General features: G+C 51.7%; 25 protein-coding genes, 2 tRNA genes and 2 pseudogenes. 21 read left to right on the forward strand and 8 right to left on the reverse strand.

Annotated features, from left to right (window positions below; translation table 11 throughout):
* The first annotated feature begins 218 nt into the window (after positions 1-218).
* The 14 genes from A3L14_RS11765 to A3L14_RS11775 all read left to right on the forward strand — a co-directional run bounded on the left by A3L14_RS11765 (position 219) and on the right by A3L14_RS11775 (position 5,849).
* On the forward strand, positions 219-437 hold the full coding sequence (locus A3L14_RS11765; protein ID WP_143597841.1) for a hypothetical protein: 219 nt from the start codon (positions 219-221) through the stop codon (positions 435-437).
* 11 nt (positions 438-448) lie between these two features.
* Entirely contained in the window at positions 449-1,102 is a 654-nt protein-coding gene (locus A3L14_RS11080; protein ID WP_143597842.1) for a coiled-coil domain-containing protein, read from the forward strand.
* Positions 1,095-1,424, forward strand: a complete 330-nt coding sequence (locus A3L14_RS11085) for a hypothetical protein (protein WP_055428415.1) — start codon at positions 1,095-1,097, stop codon at positions 1,422-1,424. The genes A3L14_RS11080 and A3L14_RS11085 overlap by 8 nt, the downstream gene beginning before the upstream one ends.
* Positions 1,421-1,576 (forward strand): hypothetical protein, encoded by a 156-nt coding sequence (locus A3L14_RS11770; RefSeq protein ID WP_157628409.1) that lies wholly within the window; start codon positions 1,421-1,423, stop codon positions 1,574-1,576. The genes A3L14_RS11085 and A3L14_RS11770 overlap by 4 nt, the downstream gene beginning before the upstream one ends.
* Positions 1,573-1,764: a hypothetical protein gene (locus A3L14_RS11090; protein ID WP_055428414.1), complete on the forward strand. Its 192-nt coding sequence runs from the start codon at positions 1,573-1,575 to the stop codon at positions 1,762-1,764. The genes A3L14_RS11770 and A3L14_RS11090 overlap by 4 nt, the downstream gene beginning before the upstream one ends.
* Before the next feature lie 11 nt (positions 1,765-1,775).
* Complete coding sequence (locus A3L14_RS12035; RefSeq protein ID WP_055428413.1) at positions 1,776-1,967, forward strand: MarR family transcriptional regulator; 192 nt, start codon at positions 1,776-1,778, stop codon at positions 1,965-1,967.
* Positions 1,964-2,317, forward strand: a complete 354-nt coding sequence (locus tag A3L14_RS11100; protein WP_055428412.1) for a hypothetical protein — start codon at positions 1,964-1,966, stop codon at positions 2,315-2,317. The genes A3L14_RS12035 and A3L14_RS11100 overlap by 4 nt, the downstream gene beginning before the upstream one ends.
* On the forward strand, positions 2,314-2,730 hold the full coding sequence (locus tag A3L14_RS11105) for a hypothetical protein (protein ID WP_055428411.1): 417 nt from the start codon (positions 2,314-2,316) through the stop codon (positions 2,728-2,730). The genes A3L14_RS11100 and A3L14_RS11105 overlap by 4 nt, the downstream gene beginning before the upstream one ends.
* A 35-nt stretch (positions 2,731-2,765) precedes the next feature.
* Positions 2,766-3,389: a PD-(D/E)XK nuclease family protein gene (locus A3L14_RS11110; protein WP_157726986.1), complete on the forward strand. Its 624-nt coding sequence runs from the start codon at positions 2,766-2,768 to the stop codon at positions 3,387-3,389.
* Complete coding sequence (locus A3L14_RS11115; RefSeq protein ID WP_055428409.1) at positions 3,389-3,937, forward strand: hypothetical protein; 549 nt, start codon at positions 3,389-3,391, stop codon at positions 3,935-3,937. Before A3L14_RS11110 ends, A3L14_RS11115 begins: the two co-directional genes overlap by 1 nt.
* A gap of 6 nt (positions 3,938-3,943) precedes the next feature.
* Positions 3,944-4,726 (forward strand): deazapurine DNA modification protein DpdA family protein, encoded by a 783-nt coding sequence (locus A3L14_RS11120; protein WP_055428408.1) that lies wholly within the window; start codon positions 3,944-3,946, stop codon positions 4,724-4,726.
* A 303-nt stretch (positions 4,727-5,029) separates the two neighbouring features.
* The gene (locus tag A3L14_RS11125; RefSeq protein WP_055428407.1) at positions 5,030-5,383 is read left to right on the forward strand and encodes a hypothetical protein; all 354 of its coding nucleotides are present in this window, start codon (positions 5,030-5,032) and stop codon (positions 5,381-5,383) included.
* Positions 5,384-5,388: 5 nt separating this feature from the next.
* Positions 5,389-5,595, forward strand: a complete 207-nt coding sequence (locus A3L14_RS11130; protein WP_055428406.1) for a hypothetical protein — start codon at positions 5,389-5,391, stop codon at positions 5,593-5,595.
* Entirely contained in the window at positions 5,595-5,849 is a 255-nt protein-coding gene (locus tag A3L14_RS11775) for a hypothetical protein (protein WP_143597844.1), read from the forward strand. The genes A3L14_RS11130 and A3L14_RS11775 overlap by 1 nt, the downstream gene beginning before the upstream one ends.
* A gap of 11 nt (positions 5,850-5,860) precedes the next feature.
* On the opposite strand, the gene A3L14_RS11135 is transcribed toward A3L14_RS11775, so the two are convergent.
* Positions 5,861-5,938: transfer RNA gene (locus A3L14_RS11135), tRNA-Tyr, on the reverse strand.
* A gap of 76 nt (positions 5,939-6,014) precedes the next feature.
* Between A3L14_RS11135 and A3L14_RS11140 the strand changes: the two genes are divergently transcribed.
* Together A3L14_RS11140 and A3L14_RS11145 are read left to right on the forward strand one after the other, a co-directional pair.
* The gene (locus tag A3L14_RS11140; protein WP_074631548.1) at positions 6,015-6,593 is read left to right on the forward strand and encodes a hypothetical protein; all 579 of its coding nucleotides are present in this window, start codon (positions 6,015-6,017) and stop codon (positions 6,591-6,593) included.
* 34 nt (positions 6,594-6,627) lie between these two features.
* Positions 6,628-7,182, forward strand: a complete 555-nt coding sequence (locus tag A3L14_RS11145) for an aldolase (protein ID WP_055429998.1) — start codon at positions 6,628-6,630, stop codon at positions 7,180-7,182.
* A gap of 53 nt (positions 7,183-7,235) precedes the next feature.
* Here A3L14_RS11145 and A3L14_RS11150 read toward each other — a convergent pair whose 3' ends face one another.
* Together A3L14_RS11150 and cobO are read right to left on the reverse strand one after the other, a co-directional pair.
* A complete protein-coding gene (locus A3L14_RS11150; protein ID WP_014013138.1) occupies positions 7,236-7,487 on the reverse strand; it encodes a UPF0147 family protein in 252 nt (83 codons plus the stop codon).
* A gap of 115 nt (positions 7,488-7,602) precedes the next feature.
* Positions 7,603-8,129: pseudogene (gene cobO / locus A3L14_RS11155) on the reverse strand (cob(I)yrinic acid a,c-diamide adenosyltransferase).
* Between the two features lie 106 nt (positions 8,130-8,235).
* Here cobO and A3L14_RS11160 point away from each other — a divergent pair.
* From A3L14_RS11160 to A3L14_RS11985, 3 genes and pseudogenes are all read left to right on the forward strand, one after another.
* Entirely contained in the window at positions 8,236-9,192 is a 957-nt protein-coding gene (locus A3L14_RS11160) for a PDDEXK family nuclease (protein ID WP_055429999.1), read from the forward strand.
* Positions 9,189-9,425, forward strand: a complete 237-nt coding sequence (locus tag A3L14_RS11165) for a hypothetical protein (protein ID WP_055430000.1) — start codon at positions 9,189-9,191, stop codon at positions 9,423-9,425. Before A3L14_RS11160 ends, A3L14_RS11165 begins: the two co-directional genes overlap by 4 nt.
* A gap of 16 nt (positions 9,426-9,441) precedes the next feature.
* Positions 9,442-9,577 (forward strand): annotated as a pseudogene (locus tag A3L14_RS11985) (EVE domain-containing protein); the annotation flags it as partial.
* 490 nt (positions 9,578-10,067) lie between these two features.
* Here the strand turns inward: A3L14_RS11985 and A3L14_RS11175 are convergent.
* Positions 10,068-10,144: transfer RNA gene (locus A3L14_RS11175), tRNA-His, on the reverse strand.
* Positions 10,145-10,285: 141 nt separating this feature from the next.
* Between A3L14_RS11175 and taw3 the strand changes: the two genes are divergently transcribed.
* Complete coding sequence (gene taw3 / locus A3L14_RS11180; protein ID WP_055430001.1) at positions 10,286-10,912, forward strand: tRNA(Phe) 7-((3-amino-3-carboxypropyl)-4-demethylwyosine(37)-N(4))-methyltransferase Taw3; 627 nt, start codon at positions 10,286-10,288, stop codon at positions 10,910-10,912.
* A gap of 83 nt (positions 10,913-10,995) precedes the next feature.
* Here the strand turns inward: taw3 and A3L14_RS11185 are convergent, their stop codons facing one another.
* The 4 genes from A3L14_RS11185 to A3L14_RS11200 form a co-directional block, all read right to left on the reverse strand.
* Positions 10,996-11,745, reverse strand: a complete 750-nt coding sequence (locus A3L14_RS11185) for a lipoate--protein ligase family protein (protein ID WP_055430002.1) — start codon at positions 11,743-11,745, stop codon at positions 10,996-10,998.
* Between the two features lie 138 nt (positions 11,746-11,883).
* Positions 11,884-13,191, reverse strand: coding sequence for an RNA-guided endonuclease InsQ/TnpB family protein (locus tag A3L14_RS11190; RefSeq protein WP_055430003.1), 1,308 nt, complete (start codon positions 13,189-13,191; stop codon positions 11,884-11,886).
* 657 nt (positions 13,192-13,848) lie between these two features.
* Positions 13,849-14,325: a signal peptidase I gene (locus A3L14_RS11195; RefSeq protein ID WP_055430004.1), complete on the reverse strand. Its 477-nt coding sequence runs from the start codon at positions 14,323-14,325 to the stop codon at positions 13,849-13,851.
* A complete protein-coding gene (locus A3L14_RS11200; protein WP_055430005.1) occupies positions 14,286-14,849 on the reverse strand; it encodes a DUF531 domain-containing protein in 564 nt (187 codons plus the stop codon). The genes A3L14_RS11195 and A3L14_RS11200 overlap by 40 nt, the downstream gene beginning before the upstream one ends.
* Before the next feature lie 63 nt (positions 14,850-14,912).
* Between A3L14_RS11200 and A3L14_RS11205 the strand changes: the two genes are divergently transcribed.
* Positions 14,913-15,992 carry a hypothetical protein gene (locus tag A3L14_RS11205; RefSeq protein ID WP_055430006.1) on the forward strand — a complete coding sequence of 360 codons (1,080 nt, stop codon included), beginning with the start codon at positions 14,913-14,915 and terminating at the stop codon, positions 15,990-15,992.
* Positions 15,993-15,998: the final 6 nt, after the last annotated feature.

Here is a 15,998-nt window from a genome sequence, read left to right on the forward strand (position 1 = left end):
ACTAAGAAAAGTAACAGAGTTTGGCCAAAATCCAGCGTTTTTAGAGCTTTGCATTTCTGTGCATTTAGCTACTTTTAAAAGTTGCAAAATCGAAACCCCTAAATTATTATTGCTAATAGTATTCCGGCTTAATTTATGTATCCAAAAATTAGGCTGTAACAATTTTGCCCAACGCTGAACTTTTCCAGCCACACAAACCTTTTAAACTTTCCTTCCGTATGGTTTATGGTAAAATTAACCATATGGTAAATACAACCATAAAAGAGGTGGCTAAGATGCCGAGAACTCGGAAGTATAATGCCGTCAGGCGTGTTGAGTTCCTCCTTCCGCCTGAGAAAGTCGAAGAGATGGAAGAAGCCAAGGGACGGAAAGCTTGGGGTGAGTTCATTTGGGAGCTTTGGGAGTTCTGGAAAGCCCACAATCTAGAGACTTCTTGACGGTGTTGTCGATGCCGAGAAGAAACTACCAGCGACGCACAGCGGGCCCTGGACGGCCACGCAAATATGGAGAGGACATGAAGAAATTCCAAGCACCAGTTCCCGAATCTACCCACGATAGACTCTACGCTCTGAAAGAAAGGCTTGGCGTCCCATTCTCAGAGCTCCTCACTTGGCTTGTGGACCTTGCCGAGGGAAAGATTGATGAGGTGGAACTGAAAGCGAAGGTCAAACACCTCATGGAAGCTCTTGAACAGGAGCGGAAGGAGAAAGATAAACTGTTGCAAGAATATGAGCGCCTGGTCAGAGATTACGAGAAGCTTCAGCTTAAGTTTGAGGATTGTTGCAAGAAGCTTCAGGAACAGCTTGAGAAGTCTGGTGCGATTCCTGCCCGTGAGCGTGAGGCCCGCGACCTTCGTGATGAGGTTCAGAGGGTCCTCTCAATGTACCCGGAGCTCAAGCTCCTCGAACTGTTCAGGAGGCTTGGTTATTCGGAGAAGGGCGAGGCGTTGATGAAGAAGGCGGAAGCGTTTCAGAAGCGTTGGTTTGTGCTTGAGGGTAAGGTTTTCGTTTCTAAGGAGCTCGGCCTCGTTCTTGAGCCTTCGCATGAGGTCGGTCTCCTCGGCTGGAAGGTTAGGAAGCTGGAGGTGATGTCGGATGTCTGAGGAGTTGAAGGAGCTGGTAAGTCTGTTTGGGGTGTCGAAGCCGGTTGTTTCGGTCTGCGGGGACAACCTGTCCGAGGTCCTCGCGGAAGCGAAGAGGCAGGAGAAGGAGTTTTGGGCTTGGGTTTCGGAGGAGGTGAAGCAGGCCCGCCCTTCAGAAAGCCTTGGGGACGTGGTAGCGTGGCTTGAGCGCGAAAGGGCCAGGGCGGAGAATGCCAGGTTTTCGTATTCTCTCAGGAATGAGCCCCTGAAAGCTGCGTACGAGGAGGGGCGGCTTGAGGTCATAAACGAAGTTCTGAGAAGGCTCAGGAGGGTTGGAGCATGAAGGTTGACAGGAACAGGTTCTTGGAGCTGAAAGAGGCGGTCGACCTTCTTGCGCTTGAGGTGGAAAGCAACCATGCGCGCTATTTGCTAAGGCTGGCTTCAACCCTGATAGTTGATGCGCTTGAAAACGAAGAGCTGGAGGGTCGCTCATGACGGAGATTGTTCTTAAGAGGACGAAGAAAAAGCCGACTCGGAGCTTCTCTCTTGACTCGCTTAAAGTCTACGAGAAGTATCTTTACACGGATACGGGGGAGGTTGGCCGTTGGAATGTAGCGTTCTGGATTGCAATTGAGAAGGGCCAGCCCGCTCCAAGGGAGATCATCATCAATGTTGAACGCTAGGAGGGTCGCTCATGAGGGATTGGTCTGCTCTCCGTGTGCGCGCTCTTGAGCTCGCTAGGCGGGGTTGGGTCAGCCCCTCGGAACTCGCGCGGGAGTTGCACATTGACCTCAGTGACGCTCAGGCTCTGCTGGACGACCTGACCAGGCGCGGCCTCGTCTTCAGGGACGGGCCGCTTGCAATTGCAAGGGAGGGGTGGGCATGAGTTGGCTGGCGGTTCTTGATGCCTTCCCGGAGGAATTTGAGATTAAGCTCATAGACTTGGCAGAAGTCCAGCAAATCCTCATCATGAACAGTCTGTACGGTGAGCGCGAGCACATTGAACTCGACTTGCTCCTCAGGGGTGGGGAGAAGGTTCATGTTGCGGATCTACCGCTCAGTGCGGACGTTGAGAGGATTGTCAAGCAGTTGAACCTCGAAGTCAGAAAGAGCAAGAGTGGTAAGGGTGACTTGGCAATTTTCAAGGTCGAAGAGTCCGGCCTGAGTCGTTTCAGCTTCTCAGAGTTGGCTTCTCTGAAGGCCTTCGCAAGGCAAGAGCAGGGGGTGAGAGCATGACTTTCCGCCCTGCTGTGAAGCATCTTTCTCTCCCGGAAGAAGTTCAGGCCAAGTGGCAGGAGGCCATCGAGGAGTTCAACGCCCTCAAGGTTCAAGTCCTTATCGATGACGACGAGTTGCCTGAGAACGCGACCAATGTCCTTGAGCTGGAGCGCCTGCAGACCGTCCTGGAGGACGCGCCCGCGCCGAGCAGGGTCTACGTGGATGGGAAGGTCTACAAGGTGAAGCTGAGGAAGCGGGTTTCTCGCGAGGAGTACAAGGCGCTCATGGGTGAGCTGGAGAAGCTTGGAAGAGCGTGGTGGGACAGGAATGAGCGCGTGATAAAGGTGCTCAGGTACGAGGAGGCTGAGGCAGGGGAAGAAGTTCTCGAGGTGGAGGAGATCGTCGTCGCGCCCAAGGAGGTGGAAGCTTGAATATTGATTCCCTTATTACCTCGGTGTCAGATGATGTGAACGAGCTTCCAGAACCCATTAAACGCCATATTGAGGAGATAACTTCAAGTGAGTACACTCATCGAGACGGCGAGGTTCACGTGACTGAACTCCTGTACTGCCTCCGCAAGGCCTATTACAGGCGCATGGCTGAGAAGAACGGGGAAAATGTCGAGAAAGAGCTTAAGAACAGGTGGTGGCTGTACCGGGGAGTGGTCTTTGATGGGCTATGGACTGGATTATTCCCTAAAAACCAGGTCCGCATAACCCACCGTATTCCTGACGGACCGGTGATAGCAGGCAAGATTGATTTTATCTACGATGACACGGTTTATGACCTAAAGACTATCAGCAATGAATATGCCGTCCGTGACGGCCCGAAGGGGGAGCACGTGAAGCAGGTCCTCTTCTATGCTTGGGTGAACAACACTCCAAAGGCCGGCCTGATCTATGTCTGGCTTGGAGGTGTCAAGATTTTCCTCATCGACACTTCAAGGGGCTATGAGGTTGTCAAGGAGCTTGAGGAACGTGCTATGAAGCTTTGGACAGCACTTAGGAAGATGGAACCGCCGGAGCGGGAGGAAAGCTGGCAGTGCAAATACTGCGAGTTCAAAGACATTTGCCTCGGGGGTGAGAGCTGATGGCCTCCAGAACCGCTTTCGTCTATGATTCTTCTCTTCCACTCAGACAGCTGGAGCAGTTCTTTATCCGCCATTCCAAGGATGTGTTCAACCGCCTGGAATTCAGCAGGGCTTTGGAGGAGGCCAGGAGCCTCGCCGAGGGCAGGCACTTCCTCAAGGTCATGGACATTGACGCCTTAGTGGTTGTTGATAACGAAATCCGGGCTGGCTTTGAGATTAAGACGCTCAGGGAGGACGTTGTGAATTATTACGGCAGGGATGGGAGGAAGTACGTGAAGGTGAATGGCAACCAGTACAGGAGTTACATGGAGTTCGTGAGGAGGAGGGGCATTGACGTGCGTTACCTCATTCGCGTGCAGGCGCGTGGTGGGGATTATTTCTACGCTTGGGGTGTCGTTGGGACGCCGGTTCGCTTTGAGTGGCTTGGGAGCGAGGAGTTTGGGACGAGGGATTACTATGCATTGGTCAGGAGGTCCTCTGTGACGAAGCTCGCTGATAGGGTTGAGCTGGCGAAGTACCTCAGGGACTTAATCTTTGGAGGGAGGTGATGGGGCGTGGAATTGTTCTTCTTCGGAGTCGCTGACGGTTCGGCAAGAAAGGCGATAGAGAGCTTTGCTCCGCGAAAATTCCCAATCATGGTGAACTATGCCACGAAGGTACGACCAATCCCGCGAAATACTAGCAAGCTCTTCATCGACAGCGGTGGTTTCAGCTTCTTCTTCAAACTCAGGGAGTATCCAGATCCTCACGAGAAGTACCTCGAATTCGTGCTGAAAAAGAACGCTGACTTCTTCGCGAACAGAGACCATCCCTGCGAGCCCGAGGTACTTCACCAGACTGGCCGCACTGTAAGAGAGAACCAGCTCAAGACTATTGAGAATCAGATTGCGATTCAGGATCTAATAGATGATCAGTATCCAGAGCTCGGGAATCGCTTCGTTGCAGTCCTACAAGGCTGGACCATAGAGGAATATCTGTATATGCTCGATGAGATGAAAAGCCAAGGGCTTCTCACGAGGCTAATTGGTATTGGGTCTGTCTGCAGACGTGGACAGGAAAGGCAGATCCGACGCATCATCACTACTCTCCGCGCAGAGCTCCCGCGCAAGTATGGGCTCCATGCATTTGGTGTGAAATTCAGCGTTCTGAAGTACAAAGACGTGTGGGATGCTCTCTACTCAGCAGATAGTCTCGCGTACAGGTGGAGAATAGACAGGGTGAAGGATCCTCGACCGATTTCTGAGCAATTGATTGAGAGACTCAACGATTGGATCAGCCGTCTTGACAGCCTTGCAACAACCCACTCAAATCAAATGACTCTTGTGGAGGCGATCTAAATGGATGAAATGGGCGTAACTGAGGAGTATTACACGTGGTGGTTCCGCTACGTGCACTCTGAAGAAGAAAAGGGGGAGCGTGATGGCCGTGAGTGTTAACTTTCGCTTTCGTATGAAAGTTAAGGATACTAACACCTACTGTATATTATCATTCTTTTCCAGGAACCTTCCTCGCATGACCAACCCCAAACACCGGAAAACCCGGCCAAATATACACCACCTGTACTTATTCCCCACAACTCCCGAAGCGTCCTGGCGCCTGAAAAATATAAGTCCTGCTAACAAAATAACAGAGGTGGTATAATGCCTCGCAGGAGAAAGTTTCCAGACTATGTAGAGATACGAGTTCCGGTCTACCAGCCACCTTCCAGCACCCTCGAACTCCTTTTTGAGGGTAAAACGCTTGAGATAGCGAAGCGCCTCGTCAGATACCTCAAAAAGAACGGAGGCATGTTCAAGGACGAGTACCAGGAGGCTCTTGGCATTGATGGAACAGATAAGGTCCTCTACTTTAGAGTCGTGAAGAAGCTCCTGGCCCTCGGCATGATTTACGAGGACAGGGGGATGTACAGGCTTTCAGACCGCTTCTCCGAACGCATGGAAAACCTCGCCAAAATGTGGAAGTTTGAGATCGGAAAAGTCGCCGAATTGTGGTGATGCTTATGTTTCCTGAGCTTATACTAATCGACGGCGAACCTGCACAAGTCATCGAGATTGAAGACAAGTACGCTCTCGCAGAGTCGGCAAGGAACTTATATATTCTCCTGGAAGGCGATGACGGGAAGCACTACGTTGGTGTGAGGCTGAGCAAGAAAGAGTATGTACTTCCCGACGCACTTCGTGAATTCTACGACTTCGTGAGGGTGTGATGCCAATGCTCATATATCATAATATTATACATGAGCTTGGTGAAAAATCGTGGGCAAAATGGGCAAAGTGGCCACTAAAAAAAGCAAGGCTCTCCTTCGAGATTCAGCCCGAAAAAAGCGAAAGACACGCATTCATATTACCATTGATGAAGAAGTGTCCGCAGTTATGGAGGAGCTTGCGCTCAATAAGTCGAAATTCATCAACAAGGTACTTAGAACGCTCCTTTTTGGAGAAGAGGTGGGCAAAATGCTGATAGAATTCTGGTGGTCCCGCGGCCCGGATTTGAACCGGGGACCTGCGGATCTACAGTCCGCCGCCGCTCCCAGGCTAGGCTACCGCGGGACCCTACAGGCAGCCCGTTCCATAATCCCCCGGGTAGGTTTATAAATTTTTCTCCCGAGGTAATTGGGGTGGGAACATGAGGCTCTACGAACCCGTTACACTCGCTATACCGCTCGCGAAGGGAATAGGGGAGTTCATAATGCGCGAGGGCAGGTTGCCGGACGGTGACGAGCTCCGCGAGATGCTGAAGAGTCTGGGAATGGAGGAGAGCTGCCTCGACCGGGGGCTGGCCCTCTACAGGAGCAGGTTCCTCATAGCCCTCGCCTTTCCCCGGGGGGAGACGCTGGTGGTTGACGTCATCTCCTCCAGCGGCGAGCTCAGCGACGCGCTGGAGGTCGTGGCCTACCGCGACAGGAAGCTTGAGGCATTCGTCGTCGAGATTCTCCCGACCAACGACCTCGAATACGAGGGGAACATAGGCGTTGAGCCGATAATCATAGACGAGAAAACCCTCGAACTGGAGAGCAGCCCGGTTCTCGGCCACTTCGAGGAGGATGAGGAGGGCCTCTTCCTCGTTATATACCGCGAGACGTACGAGCGCTGGAAGAGTGGGGGAGACGTTCACACCTGCCCCGTCTGCGGAGGGGAGCTCGTCTGGAAGGGGGAGAAGGCTTACTGCCAAGACTGCGGCTACGGCGTGAGGGTAAAGGATTAAGTACCTAAGGGGGAACAATCTTGTGGTGGAAGAAATGAGGGCCATAAAGTCGCAGCTGGTGAAGTATTCGAGACTCGCCCACGAGCGGGGCCTTACAGCGGCCTTTGGGGGGAACCTAAGCATAAGGAAGGGGAATCTTGTCTTCATCAAGGCCACGGGGGCGGTGATGGACGAGATGACGGCGGAACAGGTGGCAGTTATAGACATGAGCGGAAGGCAGGTTTCAGGCGTCAGGCCGTCCTCGGAGTACAGGCTCCATCTGGCAGTTTACAGGAGCCGGCCGGACGTCAAAGCCATAGCTCACCTCCACCCCCCCTATGCAATAGCCGCAACATCCCTAATCGACTGGGAGCTGCCGATAATGACCCCCGAGGCCGAGATATACCTGAAGAGAATTCCAATAGCCCCGTTCAGGCCTGCGGGAACCCAGGAGCTGGCCGACGTTGTGGCAGACGCCATACTCCAGTCGGACGCCGTCATATTGGAGCGGCACGGTATAGTGACCGTCGGAAGAACACTGAGGGAGGCCTTCTACAAGGCCGAACTGGTGGAGGAGAGCGCGAAGCTGTGGTACCTGGGCAGAAAATAGTTCTCCTTTTTACTCATCAGAAACGCAGGGAAATGAGCGTAAAAAGAAAACGCTCACTTGACCTGCTCAAGGGCACCGAGGACCTCCCAGATGATCGTCCTCGTGTGCATCGGCATGTTCGGGTCCTCGCTTATTTCTTCCAGGATGGCTATGGCATCGGCCGCCCTGACGGCGGGCTCCTTGCTCTCGTCGAGGAGGGCCTCTATGGCCTGCTCGGCGGCACGCCTTATGTTCCTGGGAACAACGGTGTCCTGGACGACCTGCTCCTTGAGAACCTGCACGATCTGGCCGATGAGCTCGCTCATTCTATCACCCCCTTTTCTAAAGAATTGTTACTAAAATCTCCTCGGGTTATCTTAAGCTTTCCTAACTAAAAAACTTTTCGGTCAACGTCGAAACCAGGGGAGGGGAGGGCCAGAACTAAAACTCCACGCCCCTCCTCGCGAGGATGCCCTTCTGGTAGGGATGCTTATTTCCTTCATCTCCGTCACGTAGTCGGCCAGCTCAAAGAGCCCCTCCGGGCAGTAGCGGCCGGTCAGGACGAGCTCCGTGTGCGGGGCTTTGCTCTTGACGAGCCCCCTGACTTCCTCAACGTCGAGCATTTTGAAACCCAAGGCAACGCAGATTTCATCGAGGATTACCAGATCCCACTCGCCACTTGAGACTACCTCCCTGGCCCGCTGAAGGGCCTTTTTGGCGGCCTCTATGTCGTCCGGTTCGGGGTTTCCGTGGACAAACTTGGGCAGGCCGAAGGACTCTATGACCGCGCCACATTCGGCTATCTTCTTCTGCTCGCCGTACACATTGGGAGCCTTCATGAACTGAAGGATGATGACCTTTCCGCCGGAGCCGAGCATCCTGACGGCCAGGCCGAAGGCCGCCGTCGTCTTCCCCTTCCCGTTGCCGGTGTAGATGTGAACTAAGCAGAGCTTGTCTTTCCAAGGCATGTGGGTTCACCTGATGGATATAATCGCCAGGGGTTTTAAAGGGTGTTGATGGAATAGGGAAATGATTAAATTCTCGTTAGTGCAAATCCCAAGATGGTGAAACCAGATGGCGGATTACTTCTTAATATCCCTTTCAAACAGGGAGAATTTGGAACTCTGCATAGAGTATGGTCTCGCAGGGTTCACAAATAGCATAAACGGCCTCTGGACCTTTTTTGATATAGATGTTGGGGATTATGTCTCATTTCTATATGGGGCCCGAGTTAGAAATCTCTACAAGGTTACCAAGAAAGTCGCCTATAAGAACGCCGAGAATCTTCCCCCGTGGCCGCCGATAACATTCAGGTCAAAAAGAACGTATTATTTTCCATTCAGACTGGTCCTAAAACAGGAAAGGGAATTTAACGAACCGATGGTCAGACCTGAATTTTCTTACGTAGCTGAGAATCTGCTCTTGAGAGGGGGCTATAGAAAGACCCATTTCCAGGCCGACACGGTAACATTTTATAACGTTTCCGAGATGGGAACAGTATTTGATGGCGAAACCAAGCATCTAGAGTTAAATGCCGAAACGTTTGAACCTAAGATTGTTTTCAAGAGAGAAAATCAAAGACCTCCCGAGAAGTTCTATTTCAGAGAGCTTGTACTTCAATCCCTTGTAAGGAGGAAAATTCAATACTCCATTCTCAAAGACGCCTTAGAATTTTTCGGTGTTGATAGTACTCCCGAAGAATTTGAAGTGCTGGGTGAAAAGGCTCTCCCAGAAGGGTACGTTGATATATTCATCAAACTGAGGCATCCAAGAGGAACAAACAAATACCTGCCTGTGGAAGTCAAAACCGGAAAAGCACAAAGTAAAGATTTGGGGCAATTAATGGGATACATAAATGAATTCAGTAACGAAACCGTTGGAGGGATATTGATTGCCAAGGATTTCCCAAGATCAATCCTCAATAATCCCAAAATATTAGCTGTCAGATATTATTTTAAGGACATAGATCCTTCCGAGGAATACAGCTATGAGGAACTCCTAAAAATGTTGACATTGGAGGTTATAGAATGAAAAAGAGACTGTTCGTGTTTATAACGCCAGATGGAGTAACTTACTCGTCCCCCGATGAGACGTACCCCGACGTGGAAAACCTCCAAGTGCTCGGATTTGGTGAAGGATCCAATGAAGAAGAAGCGTTTGAGGACTTTATTAAAAACAATAAATGGGTGTTGGAGACTCAATTCAATGAAGTGATCTGTATAGAAGTTAAATCACGAATTTATCGGGAAAAAGATTTTATCTAAGTAACAGACGTTCAGCGAGCTCGACTTCAAGCCTCTCATTCCAAAGCTGAAGTTCATCACGAACAAAAAAGCGCTGGAGCGGGCACCTGATGGGTAAGGCGATGAGAGAACTGCCAAAGGAGGACTACAAGCTTATTGAAAGCCTGCTTTGACCGAAGAGAACGCTATCTTTCTGCCAATACTAAAACTTTGGGAAAGTCTCATCAAGTTTGTGATTTTCCTCATATCTCCCCTATTATTGTGATTTTATACTCCGAGGGTTTTATAGAGGAATGCGGTTCTAACTCGCTCTCGAATAGGGTTTGCTCTTTTTAGCGCTCCATAGGAGCGCGAGTTGGAGTAAACCCACTTGAAAGTTAGCCATTAAGAGTGCATTCAACCGAAAAACAGTTCCTTGAATTCGGAAATCATTAACTACAAAAGAGCACCTTGGATAAGAATCACGAACCTTGATCAAACTTTTGCTCAGTAAATCTTTGGGGGTGGGGGCGTAAGCCCCCCAGAGGATTAAGGAATAAGGAAGGTGGGGAAACGTAGTTTCCCAAGTTTTGGAGAAAAAGCGGGGTTGTGGGGTGGAACCCCACACCGGGGGTTTGAGAGTACAGAGAGATAAGGGGGCGGAGCCCCCTTGTCTTTCGTTTCTGGGGCCAGGGCCGGGATTTGAACCCGGGCTAGGGGATCCACAGTCCCCTGTGCTAACCAGGCTACACCACCCTGGCCATTTCCAGCTAAACCTTTTGGGTTAGCTTTATAAAGTTTTCGACGGAAGGGGCTGAAAGAGGGAGCTGAGACCTTTTACATACCATAACTGATAGCTGGGGAGAGATTTAGCAGGACAGCGGGCTTTGGGAGGTTTAGATATGAAGGCAAAGCGCGAGGCACTCACCAGCCTCTTCAGGGCCATGAGGGAGGGAAAAGTTGACGAGGACATAATCGACCTCCTCCTGCTCATCAACTCAATTAATGGAATCTACACGACCAGCTCCTGCTCCGGCAGGATTGGAATCATCGAGGAGCCCGCTTTGGGTGCAAAGCCCCTCTCAAGGTGGCTCATAAAGGTACACCGTGAGATGACATTTGAAGAAGCAAGAGAAGCTCTCAAAAAGGCAGAAAAGGGACTGATCTTCCTCAAGAGCCAGCCGCCAATATTCCACGTCGTCGCCGAGGACATCGAGAAAGCGAAGAAGCTCCATGAACTTGGTTTGGCATCGGGATTTAAGTACACCACCTTCAAGGTCATCTCGAAGCGATACCTCGTTGAGATAAACGCCACAGAGTACCTAACCGCGCCCCTCGGCAGGGACGGGAGGGTTTTAATCGACGATGAGTACCTGAGCTTTGCTCTGGAAGTCGGCAATTCCATGCTGATGAGGAGCAAGGGGAGACTGCCGCGCCTGGGGAGAAACTTCAGAAAGCTGAGGGAAGAGCTCGGAGAAGACGAGCTGTTCTACGAGCTGGCGGAGAAGTTCGAAATCAAAGCCAGGTGAGACTCATGTAGCTCTTCATGGAAGGGCATCCCGCACTGACCTCTTCCCCGCCCTAAAGGGCGAGGCTTGCAAAAGAAAAAAAGTTACCTCATCTCATTCCACTCCGGGTTCCCGTACCTCTCTTCCACCAGTCTCTCGGCAAGCTCAAGCTCGTAGTCCGTTAGCCCCCCTTCCTCCAGCCCGAACGCGGTAAAGAACTTGTCCTTCAGCAGTTCGTAGGCCTCCCAGCGGCTGAGCTTTATCCCCTCGCGCTCCAGCGTTGTTACCCTCTCCCAGATGCTTGAAACGCCCTTGTCGGCGAGCTTGGCCTTTGAAGCGCGGAGAACCCTTCCGAGCACCTCGACGCGCGTGGAGTACATGAAGGTGCCGTGCTGCAGGATGATTCCCTTCCGCCTCGTCTGTGCGGAGCCGCTTATCTTCTTTCCGTTGGCAACTATGTCGTTGAGGCCGGAGAAGCCGGCATCAATGCCGAGCTCTTTCAAGGCATCGACGAGAGGGCCGGCCAGATAGCGGTAGCTCGTCTCGACGTTTTTGAGCATGGGGTGTAAATCTTCGCCGACAACGACGGAATAGGTTATCTCGCCGAACTCGTCGTGGAAGACCGAACCGCCGCCGGTTATTCTCCTCACGACGGGAATGCCGAGCCTCCTGGCTTCCTCAAGGTTGACGTCGTGGACGACGCTCTGGAATCTCCCAATAGTTACCGAGCTCGGCGAGAAGGCGTAGAGCCTGACCGTGTCAGGGACTTTCCCCTCGATTCTGGCGCGCATTATCGCCTCGTCTATGGCCATCTGGACCTCAGGTCTTGCAACTATGAGCGGGATGAACCTCATGACATCACCAAGGTTAAAAGGTCGTGAGCGTTTTTAAGCCCAGCGATGATGAGGCCCAAGCCCTTCCGAGGCAACGATGAGGAGAGCGCTGACCTCCTCCCCGCCCTGAAGGACGAGGGTTCCAACGAGGAACCCCCCTTACCCTAAAGGCAGGGAGGTTTGAGGGGTCTCATTTAGACCCAAAACAAATTGGGTCTTCGACCCCTCTGGCCCGGTCTTAGGCCAGTTACCCCTCACCTTGAAGGCTTTCAAACCCTCAAGGCTCGGGGTTATAGCTTTAACCTTCCTCAAAATATTAAAAGCTCCCACAAGGTCAGCATTCATTACAACGCCCTCTCTACGGCACTTAAACAAACCCCTAACAAAGCGAGCGTTGGGATGGTGTTGGCCACAGAGAGGACAGGATTGCGAAGTGAAAGCCTCATTAACCACAACAACACTAATACCATACTCTTCCGAGACTTCTTTGAGCCTCTTAATCACATAATTGAAACGCCACACGTGGGAAAGGAGAAAATTCTGCTTTTTACCCTTGTCCGAGTTTCTGGCGATACTCTTAGGATAACCAACGACAATTTTAGAAACCCCAATCTCGTAAAGCCTCCTGACAGTTTGCCTGACTGCAGTGTTAATGTAATGTTTAGCCTGAAGCTTGGCCCTCTCGTGCATTCTCTTGAGTTTTCTGCTCGTCTTAGCTCCAGATTTATTGAGTTTTGATTGATACTCTGCAATTTTTCTCCTCCAGTAAAAATCAATGCTTTTGAGTGGTCTCCCGTTCACGAGGAAGCTTTCACCATTCTCAACGTAAACGGCCATTAAGTTGTTCACTCCCAAGTCGATTCCTGCCGAAAGGCTTCCTTTTGGCCTTCTTGGGAGTGCAACCCACTCCCCGCCCTCAAATTTCTCCTCGACTGTAACGCTGATGTGGGCGTACCATCTCCGCTTCACCTTGTCATAAGTGATTTCTAACCGCCCCTGCTTGCCCTTCAAGTGTATCCTGCCCTTGAATTGGATTTTGAGTATTCCGAACTTACCAAGTCTCCTCAATTCGAGGACGTTTCCATTAATCCGGTACTGGTCGTTTCTCAGGGGAATTACGAAGAGTTTTCTGCCGTCCTCTTCCCTAACGAATTTGGGCGGTCTTGGCTTGGACCATTCGGGGAGTTCGCCATTCTTTTTCCTCCTGTTGAGTGAGAAGAACGAACGCCAGCTTTCAGCGTTCTTTCGGGCTAACTGTTGAACTGTTGAGCCACCAATCCAGTTCTTGAACTCGTAGTATGCTTCTTTTTCTGTCGTTGAGAAGTCGGTTTTGCCGAATTCTTTGAACTGTTTCAAGCGTTGGTAATTGAGCTTGTTCCAGATTATGGCTGTGGCTTGAGCTAATTCAAAAAGGGCTTTCTCTTGTTTCTTTGAGGGTTGAAGTTTTACCGTTACTGCCCGCCTCATTTCAAAGTATGGTATGCGTTTTAGGCTTTAAAAGAGTGTTGCTTTTCTCATTGAGACCAATTTATCAAATACCGTACCCCGCCCTAAAGGGCGAGGCTTGTGAAAAGAAAAAAGTCAAAGCCCCACCTCGGGGGTTTGAGAGTACAGGAAGCTTTTGGAAAAAGCTTCACCAAAAGTTTGTAGCCCACCCTTGAAGGCGTCACTACGGTCGGTTTTCCAAATCGAGGGCATTTTTTGAGGGAGAAAACTGCAGAGGCCGGCTAAAATGGTTTACTCCCCTATGACGCCCAATGGACGTCTTTTAAGGTTAAACCTCTTTAAAAGGAGCCCCAAAGAGTCCCCCATTCAAAACAACGGACTTCAAATAGAAAACCCAAAATCTGGCACTTAAAAAAGGGGGAGCTACAAACTTTGATCAAACTTTGCGCAGGCAAAGTTCTGGGGGTGTGGGGGCGTTAGCCCCCCAAGGGATTAAAAAATAAGGAAGGTGGAGAAACGTAGTTTCCCAAGTTTTGGAGAAAAAGCGGGGTTGTGGGGTGGAACCCCACACCGGGGGTTTGAGAGTACAGAGAGATAAGGGGGCGGAGCCCCCTTGTCTTTCGTAGGGTCAGGGGCCGATTAGTTCATCATCGGAGCCCTCGGACACCTACCCTCACATCATCCCAGGCCGAGGTGTTCCCTTATTATGAGGGGGATGAGCCCTATCTTCGGGAAGACGATTAGGGCCTTGTCCTCGACGGCATAGGCTGGAACGCAGGGGACGGTGCCGTAGGGTGTCGGGTACGGGGGGTCGGGTGCCCAGTTGTTGTCTCCCCACGTCACGAAGCACTTCTCTGCCTTACCCCCAAGTTCGACCACCTTTATCTCCCTGACGCGGTGAATTATCGGGTATTCGTAGCCGGGCCGTTTGTAGACGATAACGTCACCGACGTGGACGTCGTCTATGTTATCCTCGTTTATCCCCTTGAGCAGGACAACATCACCGCGGTAGAAAACGGGCTCCATGGACTCGCTGACGACTATTACAAGGGGCGAGTCAGTGTGAAGGGCCAGTTTGAGCCCCACCTGGAGAGTGAAGACCGCCAGGAGGGCTATCAGTATCCACGCCAGGTCCTTTTTCCATGAGTCCTCCATTTCAGCGCCTCCATGAGGGTGCTTATTCTCGCGGGTATGGCACCTATCGCGGTGCAGGTTTCCAGGCTTATCCCATTTCCAGTGATGTCCATGTGGTAGCGGGCGGTCTTAAATATTTCCTTCGGGAGACCGTGCCTCCCGAGGCCGACCAGGAGGAGAAAACTCTCCCCCCTCAAAGCCCTCTCTGCAAGCTCAAGTGGTGTTATCTCCTTCTCCTCGCCCGGCTTTCTGGTCGTGGCGACGGGGATACCGAACTGCGGCGGAAAACCCCTCCGGGGGAACTCCAGAATGTGGAAGCGGTTTCTCTCGGCCAGTTCGAGGAGATACTTCCCCCCCTCACCTATGGTCGTATGGCCGGCTATCTCCCGGGCAACGTCCAGCGGCTCTCCCTCAAGGGGGAAGCCAACCAGTGCCAGATGAAAGCCGTAGGCGTAGGCAATTGGCCCGGCCCTGGCTATCGCCCTGAGGTGGGCCTCATGGAGCCTCTTGGGGTCATACGTGTTGTAAAGGGCCAGAGTCAGCATCTTTCCTCACTTAAAGTGGCCAGGGAATGTTTATAAGGATTTAGAACAGACTAAAAAGTTAGGATGACGACGCGCGAGGAAATAGAACTACTGATTGAAAGGGGGTACTACGAGGAGGCCCTGTCCGAGGTTCACAATCTGAAGGACCCCCTCGACCAGATAGAGGTTCTCACGGACATAGCCGTTGCCATATACCAGCACGGCGGGCCCCAAGAATGGATCCCCAGCATAATAGAGGACGCCATGTACATAGCCAAGAAGCTCAAAGATCCGGCCAACAGAGCAGTGGCGTACTCAACGATAGCCTCTTCCCTCGCGATAATGGGATACGAAGAGGACGCTATGGACTTCTTCAATCGTGCTCTGGACGTAACTGGTAGAATAAAAAGTCCGATAGAGAAGGGCGTAGTCCTCTCCGAGCTTGCGTATCATCTGGCAGTTGGGGGCTATCCCGAAAACGCCCTTGAGCTCTTCAACATAGCCTTTGACACAATAATCGGGGCGGAAGTGGGGTACAACCTTAAAGTCGACGGCATAATAAGGATAGGAGAGCTCCTTGAGAAGGCGGGTGATGCACTTCCATCGGGTAAAGCCCTCGACTTCTACAGGATGGCCTTCGACATATTCGACAAGCTCCATGTAAACCAGCGCGCGGCCGTCGTCGAGAAGAAGATAGAGCTGGCCCGGACTGTCTACGAGGTCGGCCTCCCGTCGATAAGGCAGGCCCTCCTTGAGGGAAGGAACCACTACGCCCTGGCACTCATTGAAAAGAAGTACGCCGGGGTCGTGAGGCTCATAGGGGAGCTCGAAGTGGCGCTCTGGATGAAGAGGGTGAACAACGTAGAGTACCTGGAGGTCGTTGACAGGGCCTTCGAGCACTGCAAAAACCCGCGCTTCACGGAGGCCAACGTGCAGAAGATAGCCAGGCTTCTGACCGAACTCGGAAGCCTGAGAAGGGCGCTTGAGTTCGCGAGAGCTATAAAGGACGTTCGCAAGAAGAGCGACGCCCTGAGGGCAATAGCCGTAGAGCTGGCAAAAAGGAACGAGTTTGAAGAAGCTCGGGAGATCGTTGAGATTATACCCGACCCGGAGATAAGGGCCGAAGCGATGACCGAGGTTGTTGCTATAGAGGAGAGCCGGTGAAAAGCT

Source organism: Thermococcus thioreducens, from assembly GCF_002214545.1.
GTDB lineage: Archaea > Methanobacteriota_B > Thermococci > Thermococcales > Thermococcaceae > Thermococcus > Thermococcus thioreducens.

Excerpts from the sequence above, each read along its gene's own strand:
- A3L14_RS11125 (WP_055428407.1), top strand. The coding sequence starts at position 5,030 with ATGCCTCGCAGGAGAAAGTTTCCAGACTATGTAGAGATACGAGTTCCG.
- A3L14_RS11770 (WP_157628409.1), top strand. The coding sequence starts at position 1,421 with ATGAAGGTTGACAGGAACAGGTTCTTGGAGCTGAAAGAGGCGGTCGAC.
- taw3 (WP_055430001.1), top strand. The coding sequence starts at position 10,286 with ATGAAGGCAAAGCGCGAGGCACTCACCAGCCTCTTCAGGGCCATGAGG.
- A3L14_RS11160 (WP_055429999.1), top strand. The coding sequence starts at position 8,236 with ATGGCGGATTACTTCTTAATATCCCTTTCAAACAGGGAGAATTTGGAA.
- A3L14_RS11130 (WP_055428406.1), top strand. The coding sequence starts at position 5,389 with ATGTTTCCTGAGCTTATACTAATCGACGGCGAACCTGCACAAGTCATC.
- A3L14_RS11775 (WP_143597844.1), top strand. The coding sequence starts at position 5,595 with ATGCCAATGCTCATATATCATAATATTATACATGAGCTTGGTGAAAAA.
- A3L14_RS11145 (WP_055429998.1), top strand. The coding sequence starts at position 6,628 with ATGAGGGCCATAAAGTCGCAGCTGGTGAAGTATTCGAGACTCGCCCAC.
- A3L14_RS11080 (WP_143597842.1), top strand. The coding sequence starts at position 449 with ATGCCGAGAAGAAACTACCAGCGACGCACAGCGGGCCCTGGACGGCCA.
- A3L14_RS11090 (WP_055428414.1), top strand. The coding sequence starts at position 1,573 with ATGACGGAGATTGTTCTTAAGAGGACGAAGAAAAAGCCGACTCGGAGC.
- A3L14_RS12035 (WP_055428413.1), top strand. The coding sequence starts at position 1,776 with ATGAGGGATTGGTCTGCTCTCCGTGTGCGCGCTCTTGAGCTCGCTAGG.
- A3L14_RS11140 (WP_074631548.1), top strand. The coding sequence starts at position 6,015 with ATGAGGCTCTACGAACCCGTTACACTCGCTATACCGCTCGCGAAGGGA.
- A3L14_RS11105 (WP_055428411.1), top strand. The coding sequence starts at position 2,314 with ATGACTTTCCGCCCTGCTGTGAAGCATCTTTCTCTCCCGGAAGAAGTT.
- A3L14_RS11195 (WP_055430004.1), bottom strand. The coding sequence starts at position 14,325 with ATGGAGGACTCATGGAAAAAGGACCTGGCGTGGATACTGATAGCCCTC.
- A3L14_RS11765 (WP_143597841.1), top strand. The coding sequence starts at position 219 with ATGGTTTATGGTAAAATTAACCATATGGTAAATACAACCATAAAAGAG.
- A3L14_RS11115 (WP_055428409.1), top strand. The coding sequence starts at position 3,389 with ATGGCCTCCAGAACCGCTTTCGTCTATGATTCTTCTCTTCCACTCAGA.
- A3L14_RS11150 (WP_014013138.1), bottom strand. The coding sequence starts at position 7,487 with ATGAGCGAGCTCATCGGCCAGATCGTGCAGGTTCTCAAGGAGCAGGTC.
- A3L14_RS11165 (WP_055430000.1), top strand. The coding sequence starts at position 9,189 with ATGAAAAAGAGACTGTTCGTGTTTATAACGCCAGATGGAGTAACTTAC.
- A3L14_RS11085 (WP_055428415.1), top strand. The coding sequence starts at position 1,095 with ATGTCTGAGGAGTTGAAGGAGCTGGTAAGTCTGTTTGGGGTGTCGAAG.
- A3L14_RS11185 (WP_055430002.1), bottom strand. The coding sequence starts at position 11,745 with ATGAGGTTCATCCCGCTCATAGTTGCAAGACCTGAGGTCCAGATGGCC.
- A3L14_RS11205 (WP_055430006.1), top strand. The coding sequence starts at position 14,913 with ATGACGACGCGCGAGGAAATAGAACTACTGATTGAAAGGGGGTACTAC.
- A3L14_RS11190 (WP_055430003.1), bottom strand. The coding sequence starts at position 13,191 with ATGAGGCGGGCAGTAACGGTAAAACTTCAACCCTCAAAGAAACAAGAG.
- A3L14_RS11100 (WP_055428412.1), top strand. The coding sequence starts at position 1,964 with ATGAGTTGGCTGGCGGTTCTTGATGCCTTCCCGGAGGAATTTGAGATT.
- A3L14_RS11200 (WP_055430005.1), bottom strand. The coding sequence starts at position 14,849 with ATGCTGACTCTGGCCCTTTACAACACGTATGACCCCAAGAGGCTCCAT.